Genomic DNA, 15,238 nt, shown 5'->3' with positions numbered 1-15,238 from the left:
CCGCGCATGGCGCAACCCCGTGTACTCGTCGTCAACAACGGCACGTTGTCCCTGAAACAGCTCCGCGCACGCTTCGAGAAGCTGGGGTCGCGGACCGACGCGGTGGACGTGGCGTCCGTGCCCGCCACCCTCGGCGGCCGCTACCAGGCCATCGTGTTGAGCGGCACCAAGGTACGGGCCTGTGACACCGCGTTCTACCGGCCACTCGTCGACCTCGTCATGGGGGCCGGCGTCCCGGTCCTCGGCATCTGCGGCGGTATGCAGCTCATGGCCGTGGCGGCGGGCGGCCGGCTGGCGGAGGGCCCGCAGCGGGTCGGCGGCTACGACGCCCAGGTCGACAAGGAAGAGCCGCTGTTCACCTACGTCAAACCCACCGTGACCGTCTTCCACCGCCACACCCTGTACCTGCGGGAGGCCCCCGAGGGCTTCCGGTCCATCGGCCGCTCCGGGCACGCACCCGTGGAGTTCCTGCGCTCCGACGACGGGAGGATCTTCGGCTCCCAGGCGCATCTGGAGTTCCGCAGCGACGGCCTGGAGATCCTGCGCGGCTTCGCCCAGCTCTACCGGTGACCGCCGCCGGCCGCGGACGCGGACCGGCACGCCCCCGTACTCGTCAACGCACCTCACCTACGCACCGAAGGACTTGGCAATGAGCGTTGTGGAAAACCCGCAGGATCCGGCGTTCACCGTGCGCCTGAACGGCAGCGGCGGCAGTCTGAAGGGCTGGGTCGTCGTCGACACGCTCGTCGACGGCCTGGCGATGGGCGGCACCCGTATGACCACCGGGGTCACCGAGGAGGAGGTCGCCGGCCTCGCACGGGACATGACCGAGAAGTTCACGCTCGCCGGGCTGCGCATCGGCGGCGCCAAGGCCGGCATCGTCTCCGACGGCAGCGACCGCGAGGAGACCTTCCGCACCTTCGGCCGTACCGTCAAGCCCCTGCTGCACGGCGGCATCCACCTCGGCATCGACATGGGCGTCACCCCCGCGGACCGGGCCGTCTTCTTCGCCGAGGCCGGTTACGACCCGCGCTACCGGCTGGGCGCCCCGGACATGCCGATCGACTGGCGCACCTACTACGAGCCGCTGATCGACGCCACCGGGCACGGCGTCGGGGTCGCCGCGCTCACCGCCCTGGAGGCGGGCGGCCGTATGGCCGCGGCGCGTGTCGTGGTCCAGGGCTTCGGCGCCGTGGGCCGCTCGGTCGCCCGGTTCCTCGAAGAGCGCGGGCACGTGATCGTGGGTGTCGCCGACGTGCACGGCACCATCAGCGCGGACCGGCTGCCGGTCGCCGACCTGGTCGCCGTCACCGACGAGTTCGGGCAGATCGACCGCTCCCGCCTGCCGCAGCACGTCACCGTGTCCGCCGAGCCGGACGCCTGGCTCGGACTCGACGCCGACGTGCTGGTCCTCGCGGCGCAGAAGCACGCGCTCAACGCCGAGAACGCCCACCGCCTGCGTGCCCGCCTGGTGGTGGAGGGCGCCAACCTCGCCTCGAGTGCCGAGGCCAAGGAGAAGATCCGGGCCGCGGGCACCACCCTGGTACCGGGCGTGATCGCCAACATCGGCGGAGCCGCGTCGGCCGCCCTGGCCGTCACCCGGGTCGTCCCGTTCGATCTCGCGGCCGACGCGCGCAAGGAATGGGTCTTCGGCTGGGTCGCCGACCGGGTGCGCCACAACACCCGGGCCCTGCTGGAGATCGCCGCCTCCCGGGCGGGCGACCCGCTGTCCGAACTGCTCGCGGTCCGGCGCGGGGAGCTGCGATGACGCCCACGACCACGGCCGTCCTGGCCACGGCGTCGGTGGCGGACCGCATGGCCGAGTACCGGCGGCGCGGATGGTGGCGGGACTCGACGTTCCTCGACGACCTGCGCCGTCAGGCCCTGGAGCGGCCGCGCAAGCTGGCCATCGCCGGACGCCGGCTCGGCGAGGCCCGCACCGACACCCTCGACTACGCCGAACTGTCCCGGCTGACCGACCGGTTCGCCGGAGCGCTGCTCGAACTGGGCGTCCGGCGCGGCGACATCGTCGCCGTCCAACTGCCCAACCGGTGGGAGATGGTGCCGCTGATGTTCGCCTGCATGGCGGTCGGCGCGGTCATCTGCCCCATCGCGCCGGTCTGCCAGGAGGAGGAGCTGCGCCACCGCCTCGCGCTCACCGAGGCCAGGGTGTGCGTCACCCTGCCGGAGTGGGAGGGCTACCCGCTGGCCGAGGCCATCAGCGCGCTGCGGGACGAGTTGCCGCTGGAGCACGTGGTGGTCGTCGACGGGCACGCCCCGCAGGGAGCGGTCGACTTCCACGACCACTTCGTCTCCAGGCACTGGGAGAAGCAGCGCACGGGCGACCTGGAAGGCCGCGCGCTGCGGCCCGACGAGCCGTTCGTGGTGCTGTTCACCTCGGGCACGACCGGTTTCTCCAAGGGCGTGGTGCACAGCCAGAACACCGTGCACTCGGGCGTGCGCGGCTACGTGGACACGTTCATGCTCCGCGACGACATGGTGGCCGTGGTCACCACACCGCTGGTGCACTACTCCGGCTTCGGCCAGGGAGTGCTCGCCGGAGTGATGCTCGGCGGGACGATCGTCTTCCAGGACGGCCACGACCACACCGGCCTGCTGGACCTGGTGGAGAGGTACCGCGGCACCCTGCTGTACGGACCGCCGCCCACGCTCTCCGGTGTGGCGGCCGCCCAGCAGACCGATCCGCACGACGTGTCCAGCCTGCGTCACACGGTCACCGGAGCGGCGCCGGTGCTCCAGGAGCTGGTGGACGAGCTGCGGGACACCTTCGGCGCCCGTACGTACTCGGTGTGGGGCATGTCCGAGTTCGGCCCGGTCACCATCAGCCGGCTCGACTACAACCAGGACTGGGCCGCGCACAGCCACGGGCGGCCGATCGACTCCATGGAGATCCGCATCGACCTGTGCCACGACCCCGGCAAGCGGGCCCCGGTGGGCCGGCTGCGGGTGCGCGGGGCCTCACAGGCCCTCGGCTACCACAAGCAGCAGGACGCCTTCGACGCCGAGACGACCGCGGACGGCTGGTTCGACACCGGTGACGTGGCGCGTGAGGACGGCCGCGGCGGCATCCGCATCCTGGGCCGGGCGAGGGACACCATCCTGCGTGACGGGATCGTCGTCCCGATGGCGGAACTGGAGGCGATCATCTCGCGGCACCCGAAGGTGACCGAGGCGGCGCTGGTCGGCCCCACCGGCAAGGTGGACGACCCGATCCTGGCGGTCGCCGTGCCCTGCGGCGGCGCCCGGCCCACGCTCCAGGAGATCCGGGACCACCTGCGGGACCACGGGCAGGACCCCCGGTTCCTCCCCGAGCGGCTGGAGGTCGTCGACGCGCTGCCCAAGACCCTGACGGGCAAGGTCCGCAAGGTGGAGCTGAGACGGCTCTACGCCGCTCGGTGACCGGGCCGGCGGACGTCGCCCCGCCCGTCCGCCGGCCCCGCAGAACGACCCCGTGCCGCCCCGGAGCCTCCCGTCCGTCCGGACCGGGGCCCCTCCGCCCGCCCTTTTCCGTCCGACCGGCCCCACCGCCGATCCGTCTGGAGGAACACCATGCTCGAAGCCCCGCCGGTGACCTTATCGGCGACACTGGCCGCCGACGAGGCGCTGGCCCGCCGGCGCGGTGCCGGAGAACGGGTCCTGTCCCTGGCGAGTGGGGAGATCGGCCTGCCGGTCCTCCCCGCGCTGCGGGAACGGCTCGCCGCGGCGGCGGGCCGCAACGCCTACGGCCCGGTCGCCGGCAGCCCGGCGCTGCGCGCCGCCGCCGCCGGGTACTGGGCGCGGCGGGGTCTGGAGACCGACCCCGGGCTGGTGGTGTGCGGGCCCGGCAGCAAGCCGCTGCTCTTCGCGCTGCTGCTGGCGATCGGCGGCGACGTGGTGGTGCCCGTGCCGAGCTGGGTCAGCTACGCGGCGCAGGCGCGGCTGGCCGGGGCCCGGCCGGTTCCGGTGCCCATCCTGCCGGGCCAGGGCGGTGTGCCCGATCCGGAGGCGCTGCGCGAGGCGGTGGGCCGTGCCCGCGCCGCCGGGCGCGACACGCGCTGTGTGGTGGTCACCCTGCCCGACAACCCGACCGGAACCGTCGCGGCACCCGCCACCGTGCGGCGCCTCGCGGAGGCGGCCCGTGAGCTGGATCTGATCGTCGTCTCCGACGAGATCTACCGCGACCTGGTCTTCGACCCGGCGGACCGGACGCCCTCCCCGGCCGTCTTCGCGCCCGAGCGCACGGTGGTCACCACCGGCCTGGCCAAGAACCTGGCGCTCGGCGGCTGGCGGGCAGGGGTCGCCCGGCTCCCCGAGGGCCCCCTCGGCCGCGGGACACGCGACCGGCTGGTCGCCGTCGCCAGCCAGATCTGGTCGAGCGCCGCCGCCCCGGTGCAGGCCGCCGCGGCCTACGCCTTCGAGGAGCCGCCCGAGGTGGTCGAGCACCTCGCCGCCGGCCGGCGGCTGCACGAGACGGTGGTGCGCGCCGTGGCCGAGCGATTCACCGCCGTCGGCGCCGAGCTGCCGCCCGTACGCGCGACCTGCTACCTGTACCCCGACTTCGAGCCGCTGCGCGAACACCTCGGCCGGGCGCACGGGGTGCACGACAGCGGCGGACTCACCACCCTGCTCGCCGAGCGGTACGGCGTGGGACTGCTGCCGGGCGCCGCCTTCGGCGAGCCCGAGCGGCACCTGCGCGTCCGTGCCGCCACCGGCCGGCTCTACGGCGAGACGGAGGCCGAACGCACCGGCGCCCTGTCCGCCGCGGACCCGCTCCGGCTCCCGTGGATCCGGGAGTCCCTGAACCGCATCGACGAGGTCCTGGGCGCCCTGGCGCGCTGACCGACACCCCTACCCCGACTCCACAGGAGGTCCTTACCAGCCATGTCCACCATCTTCGAATGCGAGTACCAGGGCCGGCGGTACGCGGGTCTGGGCATACCGGTCCCCGGCGAACCCCACACCCTCCACCGGGTGGCCGACGGCCGGCTGGCCGCCGCCCTCTTCGCGGGCGGCGGGCCCGAGGCCCTGAGCGCCGCCGTGGCGCGGGAAACCGAGACGGTCGAGGTGACCCTCGGCGACCCGGAGCTGCGCTTCCTGCCCCCGCTGCTGCCCACCGCCCCCGACGGCGGCCTGATCAACGGCTTCATGGGCACGCACCGCTCCAAGTTCGACCGCGACCCGGAGCCCGACGAGGAGTTCACCGCGCCCAACTACTACATCAAGGGCTTCGGTTCATGGCTGCGCATGCCGGACGAGCCGCTGACCACGCCCTCCGATCCGGTCTGGCTGCTGGAGGAGCCGGAGGTGGCCCTGGTGTACGTCAACGACGACCGGGGCGTCCCGCACTACGCGGGCTACACCTTCGGCAACGACCTCAACGACATCGGTCTGCACCTGAAGAACCCGTGGGCCTGGACCCCGTACGCGAAGCTGTGCGAGACCTCCCTGACGCCCTGGCTGTTCCTGGGACCGCCGCCGCGGACCGCGACCGGCCGGGTCGTCATCGAGCGGAACGGCCGGCCGGCCTGGGAGGGCCCCTTCTCGTGCGGCACCGACTCCCTGTTCCACCGCGTCGAGGACATGACCGGACACCTGTTCTCGTATCCGGCGCTGCGCCGGCCGGGCCTGGTCAACTACCTGCTGCTCGGCGCGGACAAGGCCACCTACCACGACGGGTTCCGGATCGAGGACGGCGACCGGATGGTCATCGACGTGACCAGCCACGGCGTCGTGCTGGCGAATCCGGTCCGATACGGTCAGGCGGAGACGGCCAGGCCGTAGTCCGCGACCGCCGGCCGCTCGGGCCCGCCGGCTCCGGCGGGCCGCTGGGCCCCGCGCACGGCCTCGAGGTAGTCGGAGATGGCGTCCCTGCTGCGGATCAGGCACTCGATCCGCTGGGTCATCCGCTCGCGCTCCCGCTCCAGCGTGGTGATCGTCTCCAGGGTCGCCCCGGCGACGTGGATGGCCCGGGGCTGCTTCAGGCACGGCAGGATCTGCTTGATGACCCGGGTCGGCAGCCCGGAGTCGAGCAGCCCCCTGATCTGCAGCACCCGATCCACACTGCGCTCGCAGTACTCCCGGTATCCGTTCGGCGAGCGGTCCGGTACCAGCAGGCCCTGTTCCTCGTAGTAGCGCAGCATCCGGCGCGGCGTCCCCGTCCGCTCGGCCAGTTCACCGATCCGCATGTGACCCACCTCACAGGAAATCGACTTGACCTTCACACAAATGTGAGGGTTGGAGGATAACAGGCATGTCAACGTCCGAAACAGACCTGCTGACCGGCGAACCACCGGCCCCGAAGCAGCAGAAGCTGCCTCTGTCACCGCTGCTGGCCCTGTGCACGGCGGCGTTCATGGGAATCCTCACCGAGGCCCTGCCCGCCGGCGTGCTGCCGGAGATGGCTCGCGATCTCTCCGTGAGCGAGTCCGCGGCGGGGCAGACGCTGACGATCTACGCGATCGCCACGGGCCTCTCGGCCATCCCGATGTCCGTGGCGACGGCCACCTGGCGCCGCAAGAGGCTGCTGCTGCTCGCCGTCACGACCTTCGCCATCGCCAACGTCGTCACCGCCCTCTCCTCCAGCTACGCCCTGACGATGGTCTTCCGCCTCGCCGCCGGTGTGGCCGCGGCCGTCGTGTGGGCCGAACTCGTCGGTTACGCCCGCCGTCTGGCCCCACCGCATCTGCAGGGCCGGGCGATCGCCATCACCATGGCCGGCATCCCGCTCGCGCTCTCCCTGGGCATTCCCCTGGGCACCTTCCTGGGCGAGCTGTTCGGCTGGCGGCTGACCTTCGGCCTGGTGACCGTGGTGTCCGTGCTCCTGCTCGGATGGATCTCCGTGTCGGTTCCCGACTACCCCGGCCAGCAGGCCGGGAAGCGGGCCCCGATCCTGCAGGCGCTCAGGCTGCCCGGTGTGGCGGCGGTGCTGTTCGTGGTCGCCGCCTACGTCCTGGCGCACAACATCCTCTACACCTACATCGCCACGTTCCTCGACGAGTACGACATGACCGCCTCCCGCGACGTCGTCCTGCTGGTCTTCGGGATCGCCTCCATGGTGAGCATCTTCATCACCGGCGCCCTGGTCGACCGCCGGCTGCGGGCCCTGACCATCGGCAGCACCGTTCTGTTCCTGGTGGCCGCCGGCATGCTGGCGGTGCTGGCCGACAACGCGGCCGCGGTCTACCTGGCGATGGTGCTGTGGGGCCTCGGCTGGGGCGGTGTGGCCACACTCCTGCAGACCGCCGTCACCGACGCGGGCGGCGACCGGGGACAGGCCCTGCTGGTCACCACGTGGAACTCCTTCATGGCCGGCGGCGGTGCGGTCGGCGGCATCCTGCTCGACGGCCTCGGCCCCACATCCTTCCCGTGGAGCGTCCTCCTGCTGCTGGTCCCCGTGCTGCTCGTCGTGGTCGGCGCCCGTGCGCACGGCTTCCCCGCCAAGCGCCCGAGCATGGTGACGACGGACTGACACCGCGTCACGGCAACCGGGTACCACCGGTCCGGCACCCCACCCCCGCGTGCCGGACCGGTTCCGTTCCCTCCGGCGGCCGGCCCCGGCCCGGTGGGAGCGGCCGGGTGGGAGCGGGCCGGGGCGGAACGCCTAACCCTCCCGGGCCGCCCCGCCGCCGTCCAGCCCCGCCAGCACCAGCGGCAGCCGGGAGGCGCCGTCCGCCGTGACGCGTACGGGCACGCCCCAGTCCTGCTGGTGGACGTGGCAGGCCGGGTACTCCGTCGCCGGGTCGTCGTCGCAGGATGCGGCCATCGCCGAGACGTGCAGCACGCCCTCGGTGACGCCGTCGGCGAGCACCAGCTCCCGGCTGAGGTCGGTGCCCCGGCCCGCGCCGTCCGCCAGCAGCTCCGGAGGCGTGGAGTCGACCAGCAGCCGGGTGGCGGGGCCGTAGCGCGTGTCCAGCTTCTGGCCGGGCGGGGCCTGGAAGACCACGTCCAGCCGGAGCGTGCCGGGCGCCACCTCGGTCGCCTCGCGCCGGGTGCGGTGGGCGACGGACTCCACGCGCACCGCCTCCTCGGGCAGCCGCAGCCGGGTCAGCCGGTGGCGGGCGGACTCCACGACCACGATGTCGTCCTCCACAAGGACGGCGTCCGACGGCTCGCGCAGGTCCGTGGCGAGCGTGGTGACCTCGCCGACGGCCGGGTCGTAGCGGCGCAGGGCGTGGTTGTAGGTGTCGCAGACCGCCACCGAGCCGTCGGGCAGCGCGGTGACGCCCAGCGGATGCTGGAGCAGGGCCTGGCCGGCCGCTCCGTCGCGGTGGCCGAAGTCGAACAGGCCGGTGCCGACCGCCGTGCGCACGGTGAAGCCCGTACCTCCGCCGTCGCCGTCACCACCGCCGTCACCACTGCCTTCGCCGCCGCCGTCGCGCTCGATCCAGCGCAGTGCCGAGGTCTCGGAGTCGGCCACCCACAGCCGGTCCCCGGCCGCCGCGAGCCCGGAGGGCTGCGCGAACCACGCCTGGTCCGCCGGGCCGTCCACCAGGCCCTCGTTGGTGGTGCCCGCCGCGACCGAGACCGTGCCCGCCGCGGGGTCGTACGCCCAGAGCTGGTGGACGCCCGCCATCGCGATCCACAGCCGGCCCTCCCACCAGGCGACGTCCCACGGCGAGGACAGGTCCACCTCGCGCGCCGGGCCGGAGACGGGCGAGCCCTGCCACCACTGGCGGCCCGTGCCGGCGAGCGTGGTGACCCCGCCGCCGTCCGGGTCCCACGCCCGCAGCGCGTGGTTGACGGTGTCGGCGACGGCCACCCGGCCGTCCGGCAGCAGCGCCAGGCCCTGCGGCTCGTTGAAGCGGGCCTTCTCCTCCGGACCGTCCGCCAGCCCGCGCGTCCCGTCGCCGATCCGCCGCACCACCGTCTCGCCGTCCGGCTCCAGCTCCACCAGCCGGTGCCGGGTGGTGTCGGTGACCAGCAGGTTGCCCGAGGGCAGGACGAGCGCCTTGCCGGGGAAGCGCAGATCGGTCGGCTCCGGCTCCGGCGGCACATACGGGCCGTCGCCGCGCCGCAGGGTGCCCTTGGCCTCGTGCTCGGCCTCCAGCTCCGCCACCAGCTTCTCGATGGCGTGCACATGGCCCTCGCCCGCGTGCTGGGCGACGACGTACCCCTCGGGGTCGATGACGACGAGGGTGGGCCAGGCGCGCACCGCGTACTGCTTCCAGGTCGCCAGCTCGGGGTCGTCCAGGACGGGGTGGTGGACCTCGTAGCGCTCGACGGCGTCGACGACGGCCCGGTGCTCGGCCTCGTGGACGAACTTGGGCGAGTGGACGCCGACGACCACCACGGTGTCCCGGTGCCTCTCCTCCAGCTCGCGCAGCTCGTCGATGACGTGCAGGCAGTTGATGCAGCAGAAGGTCCAGAAATCAACAATTACGCACTTGCCCCGCAGGTCGGCGAGGGTGAGTTCCTTGCCGCCGGTGTTGAGCCAGCCACCCTTGCCCACCAGTTCCGGGGCCCGTACGCGTGCGCGCTTCGTCATCCGTCCATCGTGCCTGATGGCCGGCGGGCCCCCGGACGCCGGGGCGGTCCGCCCCGGCGTCCGGGGGGGGGGAGCAGCGGTGCCCGGGGGGAGCAGCGGTGCCCGGTTTCGCGCGGCGCGCGGAGGGCGGCCGGTCGTCCACCCCGAAGCCGGGGCGTCAGGGCGTCAGGGCCTCGTGCGGCTTCCTGTTCCCTCGGGCACCCGCGCGGAGGGCGTCCAGCGACCAGCGGCCGGGCCCGAGGGCGGCTATCAGCAGGAAGGCCCAGCAGAACAGCGCGGAGGGCTCGCCGCCGTTCTCGATGGGGAACAGGCCCTCGGGCTGGTGGACGACGAAGTACGCGTAGGCCATCGAGCCGGAGCAGACCACGGCCGCGATCCGGGTCCCGAGGCCGGCCGCCACCAGGAGGCCGCCGGCGAGCTGGATGACCGCGGCCCACCAGGAGGGCCACTGGCCGGCGTCCGGGACGCGGCCGCCGTGCGGGCCGCCGAGCACGTCGAAGAGGGTGGCCGCGCCGTGGCAGGCGAAGAGGAAGCCGACGACGACGCGGAAGAGCGCGACGACGTGGTCGCGGCCTCCGTCCAGCAGGGCCAGGGGGGCGGCGGCCGGGACGGTGGTGGTCTGCCTTCGCATGGTGCGCTCCTGGGGTGGGGGGTCCGCGAGCTCTCCGGACATGCGACGAGGTGCGCCCGGACGGTGCCAGACCGGCGGGCATTGGTCTAGACCTAGCGCACCGTAGACCCGTGCCCGCCGGTTGTCCAGACCACTCGCGCGTACGTTCCTCCCTCTGTGCCGCCCCCTGCCACCCCCTACGGGCCCCGCGGGCAGCGGCCGCGCCGGGGCTCCGGTGCGGCCGCTGCCCGCGTGCGCCTCAGGGCGTCGGCCCGGCGGCCTTCGGTGTCCGGCGGGCGAACACGGCCAGCCGCAGCACCAGGAACCGCACCACGGTGACCGTGACGTACGCGGCGGCGAGCACCAGTGCCTCCGCGGCGGGGGTGGGGTCCTCCGCGATCTGCCGGTAGCCCAGGACCGCGGCCCCCGTCAGCAGATAGCCGAACACGAAGAGCAGCCCGGCGCCGACGTGGGCACGGACCGGGCCCGTGGCGGACCCGCGGAAGGTCAGCCGCCGGTTCGCCTCGGTGTTGGCGAGGGTGAGGACCGTCTGCGCCACCAGATTGGCCACCAGCGGCGGCCACCAGGTCCGCAGCAGCCAGTAGAGCAGGGCGTGCCCGACCGTCGAGGCGATCCCGATGGCGATGAAGCAGCTCAGTTCCCAGGTCAGGGCGCCGCGGCCGCCCCGGTCCGCGACGACGGCGTCGGGGTGCTCGGCCACCGGTCCGGGGCGGGGCGGCAGCTCCGCGACCGCCTCCCCCGCGGACTTCATCCGCGCCACGCGCCACAGGCCCCGCAGGTCCTTGACCGCGGTGCCCACCAGGTCGACCCGGGTGTCGAGGTCCTCGACCCAGTCGACCGCCACCTCGTGCACCCGCAGGCCGTTGTGGTCGGCCAGCAGCAGCAGCTCGGTGTCGAAGAAGAAGCCGTCGTCCCGGGTCAGCTCCAGCAGCGGCCGCAGCACCTCGGTCCGGGCCGCCTTGAAGCCGCACTGGCCGTCGCTGAACCGGACGCCGTGGGTGAGGCGTATGAGCGCGTTGTACGAGCGGGAGACGAACTCGCGGCGCAGCCCGCGCAGGGTGCGGGCGCCCGGGGCCAGCCTGCTGCCGATCGCCAGGTCGGAGTGGCCGTTGGCCAGCGGGGCTATGAGGGGCAGCAGACCGTCCAGGCCGGTCGACAGGTCCACGTCCATGTACGCGACGATGTCCGCGTCGCTGGCGCCCCAGACGGTGCGCAGCGCCACCCCCTTCCCCTTGCGGTCGAGGTGGACCACCCCCACGCCCGGCAGCTCGTCGGCCAGTTCGCGGGCCACCTCCAGGGTGCGGTCGGTGCTGGCGTTGTCGGCGACGGTGATGCGCCAGGGGTAGGGCAGCTCGTCGCGGAGCCGTGCGTGCAGGGTGCGCAGGCAGCCGGGCAGGGCCCGCTCCTCGTTGTACACCGGGACGACGATCTCGACGGTGGCGGTGCCCCGGGCGGCGCGGGGGAAGCGGACGGAGCTCTGGAACGGCCCCGGCCGTAAGTCGGCCGACTCGGAGACGGCGGACTGGGAGAGGGCGGACTGGGAGAGGGCGGACTCGGGGACGACGGGCTGGGAGGGGCCGGACTCGGAGGGTGCGGGCCGGGAGGGGGCGGGCCCGGACGCGGTGGCCGGCCGTCCGGCGGCTCCGGCGGCGGTGGTGCCGTGGGAGGTGTTCACCATGACTCCTCGTGTGGGTGCGGTGGACGTGCGGGTCTGCCGCGTCGAAGCCGGAAGGGCGGGGGCCGTTCGGCCCCCGCCCTTCCGTCGCCTCCGCGGAGGAGCGCGGGATCGGCTCCCGGCTCCGTGCCCGCTCTGTCAGGTGGTGCCGGCTCCGGCACGCTCGTGGACGGTGTCCCCGCCCTCCCCGGACCCCTCCGGGGCGCGGCCGTGCCCGGTGCCGTCCGCGGAGGACGCGGAGGACGCGGGGGAGGCGGGGGGCGCGGCGCCGTCCGCGTCCGGCAGGTTCCTCCTGATCCACAGGGGCCCGAGGGCGAGCAGCGCGAGACCGGTGAGCGGGTACGCCGCGGCCACCACCTGCTCCCACGCCGCCAGGGCCATCGGGGCCGGCGGGGACTCCTGGATGCCCACGAGCATGAAGACCCGGACGGTGAAGACGGCCACCAGCGCCGCCGTGGCCGCGGCCAGCGGCAGGGAACGCGTCCGGTGGGCCCGGACGGCCAGCCAGATCAGCAGCGGGATCACGTAGACCCAGTGGTGCTCCCAGCTCACGGGCGAGACCAGCAGGCCGGTGACCGCGATCGCCGAGAACCCCAGGAGGTCGGAGCCGCGGCGGAACGCGAAGAGGGCCACGGCCGTCCCCCACAGCCCGACCACCGCCATGACCAGCAGCCACCAGCTGGTGAACTGCTCGCTGGACAGCGCCCGCGCCATCGCGCCGGCCAGGGACTGGTTGGGGGTGTCGAAGACGCCGCCCGCGCGGGAGGAGTGGAACACCAGGCCGCCCCAGTACCGTGCCGCGTCCCCCGGCAGGACCAGGAAGCCGACGGCCACGGTGACCAGGAAGGCGGCCAGCGCGTTGCGGGCCGCGGCCCAGCGCCGGGTGACGAGGAGGTAGACGATGAAGATCAGCGGGGTGATCTTCAGTCCCGCCGCGATGCCGATGCCGACCCCTCGCAGGCGGTCGGAGCGGCGGCTGAAGTCCAGCAGCACGAGCAGCAGCAGGAACATGTTGATCTGGCCCGCTATGAGCTGGATCCGCACGGGGAGCAGGCAGGCCGCGAGGACGAGGCCGACGACGGTCAGCACCGACCGGGTCCGGTCGTCGCGCACGCCGGCGATGCCCAGCGACAGCCACACCACGGCGCCGAGGGCCACCAGCGAGGCGCTGTTCCAGACCAGCGAGGCGGCGCCCACGGGCAGGAAGGACAGGGGGACGAAGAAGAGCAGTGCGGTCAGGGGCGGGTACAGGTAGGGCATCTCCCCGTACAGGGGGGAGATGATGACGAGGTCGTAGAGGGAGGCGCCTTCGCGGACGGTCTCGCCGCTGGCCAGGTAGACGGTCAGGTCGACCGTCCACCGCCGGCTCCAGTAGTCGTCGCGGGTGTAGATCCAGGACGCGGCCAGGGCCAGCGCCACCGAGACCGCGACGACGGCGGACCAGGTGAGCAGTGTGCGGCGGTCCCTGCGGCGCTCGGGGGACACGGGGGTCGGGGTCATCGTGCCGCCTCTTCGGGTTCCGGGTCCGCCGCGCTCAGGCGGAGACGTCCTGGCCGGCGGCGTCGGCGACGAGCGAGCCCCTGGCCGTGGTGTCACGGCTCTCGAACAGTCGCGGGTGCGCCCGGCGTATGCCGCCCACGACCAGGTCGTAGGGGAAGTCGTCGAACTCGCCGTGCGAGCGGATGAACTCCATGTGCCTGCGCCCCTCCTCGTCGTAGGGGTGGTACATGCTGTCGCCGCGGCCGTCGAACTCCAGCGGCTTGATCTTGTAGAGGCGGCACAGCAGCGCGTTGAACACGGGCGTCACCTTCACCCACTTCCCGTCCAGCAGGAGGGTGGTGAGGCTGTGGAAGGTGAAGACCCGTCCGCCCATCAGCTCCTCCAGCTTCGGGGAGGCCAGATGGTTGCGGACGTCGCCGTAGTAGAGGCGGCTGGGTACGCCGACCGCCCGCATGGCCGCCGCGTACACGATGGACTTGTGGACGCAGAAGCCCATCCCGCGTTCGATGACGGAGCTGGCCTTCAGGCCTTCGCGGGAGAGGTCGGCCCCGTAGACCTCGTAGTGGATGCCGTCGCGCACCTCGTAGTAGAGGGCGCGGGCCCGCTCGATGTCGCTCATACCCCTGCCGCCGTCCGGCAGCACCCGGTGGACGAGGGCCTGTACGGCGTCGCTGTCGTGGTCGAGGAACTCGGTGGCCCGCAGCAGGCGGTCACCGGCGGTCGGTGCGGTCATGGCGGTGTCTCCTCACAGTCCGATCATGGTCGCGATGCGCTGGCGCTGGATCTCGGAGGTGCCGGAGTAGATGGTTCCGGCGACCGCGTTGCGCAGGTCCTTCTCCAGGCCGTACTCGGCCGTGTAGCCGTAGCCGCCGAAGATCTGGACGGCGGCGAGCGCGGTACTGACGTTGCTCTCGCTGGCCACCAGCTTGCTGATGGCGATGTCGACGGTGGCGTTCTTGCCGGAGTGGAGCTTGTGCGCCGTGTCGTAGAGCCACTTGCGGGAGGTCTCGACGGCCATCGTCATCTCGACGATCTTGTTGGCGACCGACTGGTAGGAGCCGATCGGCTGCCCGAACTGGGTGCGCGTGCGGGCGTACTCCACACAGCGCTCCAGCCGGTGCTGCATCTCGCCGAGGTTGATGACGAAGGAGCACAGGATCTCCCACTTCATCACGTGGTCCAGGATCAGGAACCCGGCGCCGGGGGACCCCACGACGTTGGCCGCGGGGACGCGGCAGTCGTCGAGGAACAGCTCGCTCAGCGGGGAGGTGCGCAGCCCCATCTTGGCGATGGGGCGGCCCACCGACAGGCCCGGTGTGCCGCGCTCCACCAGGAACGCGGTGATCGCCGCCGGGCTGCCCTTCCGGCCGGTGCGGGCGTAGACGACGAACACGTCGGCCACCGGGCCGTTGGTCACGAACGCCTTGCCGCCGTTCAGCACGTACTCGTCGCCGTCGCGCACCGCCGTGGTGCGCATCGACATGACGTCCGAGCCGCCCTCCGGCTCGGTGATGGCGTGGGCGCCGATCAGCGAGCCGTCGCAGACGCGCGGCAGGAAGCGCCGCTTCAGTTCCGCCGAGCCGAAGCGCTGGAGCGGGATGCCCGTGCTCACCATGTGCGTCGAGGCGGAGAAGCTCAGGCCGCCGTCCCGGCAGGCGTTCCCCAGCCCCTCCAGCACGTACATCGTGGTGGGCAGGGACTGGTCGAGACCGCCCCACTCGGTGCCGAAGGGCAGCCCCAGCAGGCCCGTCTCCCGCAGCAGTTTCCACGCGCCGGCGGAGAACTCGCCGCCGGCGTCCCGCTCGACGTGCCCCTCGCCGAGCACCGGGCCCAGCCGCTCGGCCGCCGCGCGCAACTCGCGCTGCTCGTCGTTCCACGCTGTCACTCCGCATCTCCTTCGTCGGTTCCGTCGGTTCCGTCGGTTCCACCGGTGCGCCGACTCCCTGGT

13 protein-coding genes are annotated in these 15,238 nt (G+C 73.1%); 6 read left to right on the top strand and 7 right to left on the bottom strand.

Translation table 11 applies throughout. The features are described from left to right. Positions 1 to 6: 6 nt before the first annotated feature. The 5 genes from ACLIYP_RS02940 (at position 7) to ACLIYP_RS02920 (ending at position 5,781) form a co-directional block, all read left to right on the top strand. The gene (locus tag ACLIYP_RS02940; protein WP_412711558.1) at positions 7 to 570 is read left to right on the top strand and encodes a type 1 glutamine amidotransferase; all 564 of its coding nucleotides are present in this window, start codon (positions 7 to 9) and stop codon (positions 568 to 570) included. 79 nt (positions 571 to 649) lie between these two features. Continuing rightward, positions 650 to 1,768 carry a Glu/Leu/Phe/Val dehydrogenase dimerization domain-containing protein gene (locus ACLIYP_RS02935; RefSeq protein WP_412711557.1) on the top strand — a complete coding sequence of 373 codons (1,119 nt, stop codon included), beginning with the start codon at positions 650 to 652 and terminating at the stop codon, positions 1,766 to 1,768. Beyond that, a complete protein-coding gene (locus tag ACLIYP_RS02930) occupies positions 1,765 to 3,420 on the top strand; it encodes an AMP-binding protein (RefSeq protein WP_412711556.1) in 1,656 nt (551 codons plus the stop codon). The genes ACLIYP_RS02935 and ACLIYP_RS02930 overlap by 4 nt, the downstream gene beginning before the upstream one ends. Positions 3,421 to 3,570: 150 nt before the next feature. Continuing rightward, positions 3,571 to 4,839, top strand: coding sequence for a pyridoxal phosphate-dependent aminotransferase (locus tag ACLIYP_RS02925; RefSeq protein ID WP_412711555.1), 1,269 nt, complete (start codon positions 3,571 to 3,573; stop codon positions 4,837 to 4,839). A 42-nt stretch (positions 4,840 to 4,881) separates the two neighbouring features. Then, positions 4,882 to 5,781, top strand: a complete 900-nt coding sequence (locus tag ACLIYP_RS02920; RefSeq protein ID WP_412711554.1) for a fumarylacetoacetate (FAA) hydrolase — start codon at positions 4,882 to 4,884, stop codon at positions 5,779 to 5,781. Here the strand turns inward: ACLIYP_RS02920 and ACLIYP_RS02915 are convergent. Continuing rightward, complete coding sequence (locus ACLIYP_RS02915) at positions 5,757 to 6,185, bottom strand: MerR family transcriptional regulator (RefSeq protein ID WP_412711553.1); 429 nt, start codon at positions 6,183 to 6,185, stop codon at positions 5,757 to 5,759. The genes ACLIYP_RS02920 and ACLIYP_RS02915 overlap by 25 nt on opposite strands. 65 nt (positions 6,186 to 6,250) lie before the next feature. Between ACLIYP_RS02915 and ACLIYP_RS02910 the strand changes: the two genes are divergently transcribed. After that, a complete protein-coding gene (locus ACLIYP_RS02910) occupies positions 6,251 to 7,468 on the top strand; it encodes an MFS transporter (RefSeq protein ID WP_412711552.1) in 1,218 nt (405 codons plus the stop codon). A 132-nt stretch (positions 7,469 to 7,600) separates the two neighbouring features. Here the strand turns inward: ACLIYP_RS02910 and ACLIYP_RS02905 are convergent, their stop codons facing one another. The 6 genes from ACLIYP_RS02905 to ACLIYP_RS02880 form a co-directional block, all read right to left on the bottom strand. Beyond that, entirely contained in the window at positions 7,601 to 9,484 is a 1,884-nt protein-coding gene (locus ACLIYP_RS02905; RefSeq protein WP_412711551.1) for an NHL domain-containing thioredoxin family protein, read from the bottom strand. A gap of 157 nt (positions 9,485 to 9,641) precedes the next feature. Continuing rightward, positions 9,642 to 10,115 carry a DoxX family protein gene (locus ACLIYP_RS02900; protein ID WP_412711550.1) on the bottom strand — a complete coding sequence of 158 codons (474 nt, stop codon included), beginning with the start codon at positions 10,113 to 10,115 and terminating at the stop codon, positions 9,642 to 9,644. A 238-nt stretch (positions 10,116 to 10,353) separates the two neighbouring features. Beyond that, positions 10,354 to 11,793 carry a bifunctional glycosyltransferase family 2/GtrA family protein gene (locus ACLIYP_RS02895; RefSeq protein ID WP_412711549.1) on the bottom strand — a complete coding sequence of 480 codons (1,440 nt, stop codon included), beginning with the start codon at positions 11,791 to 11,793 and terminating at the stop codon, positions 10,354 to 10,356. A 135-nt stretch (positions 11,794 to 11,928) separates the two neighbouring features. Beyond that, entirely contained in the window at positions 11,929 to 13,290 is a 1,362-nt protein-coding gene (locus ACLIYP_RS02890; protein ID WP_412711548.1) for a glycosyltransferase 87 family protein, read from the bottom strand. A gap of 34 nt (positions 13,291 to 13,324) precedes the next feature. Then, positions 13,325 to 14,023 carry a transglutaminase-like domain-containing protein gene (locus ACLIYP_RS02885; RefSeq protein WP_412711547.1) on the bottom strand — a complete coding sequence of 233 codons (699 nt, stop codon included), beginning with the start codon at positions 14,021 to 14,023 and terminating at the stop codon, positions 13,325 to 13,327. Positions 14,024 to 14,035: 12 nt separating this feature from the next. Then, positions 14,036 to 15,175: an acyl-CoA dehydrogenase family protein gene (locus ACLIYP_RS02880; RefSeq protein ID WP_412711546.1), complete on the bottom strand. Its 1,140-nt coding sequence runs from the start codon at positions 15,173 to 15,175 to the stop codon at positions 14,036 to 14,038. Positions 15,176 to 15,238: the final 63 nt, after the last annotated feature.

It is taken from the genome of Streptomyces nanhaiensis, from assembly GCF_046614825.1.
In the GTDB taxonomy this organism is placed as follows: Bacteria; Actinomycetota; Actinomycetes; order Streptomycetales; family Streptomycetaceae; genus Streptomyces; species Streptomyces radiopugnans.
This window is presented reverse-complemented; position numbering and strand designations above follow the sequence as displayed.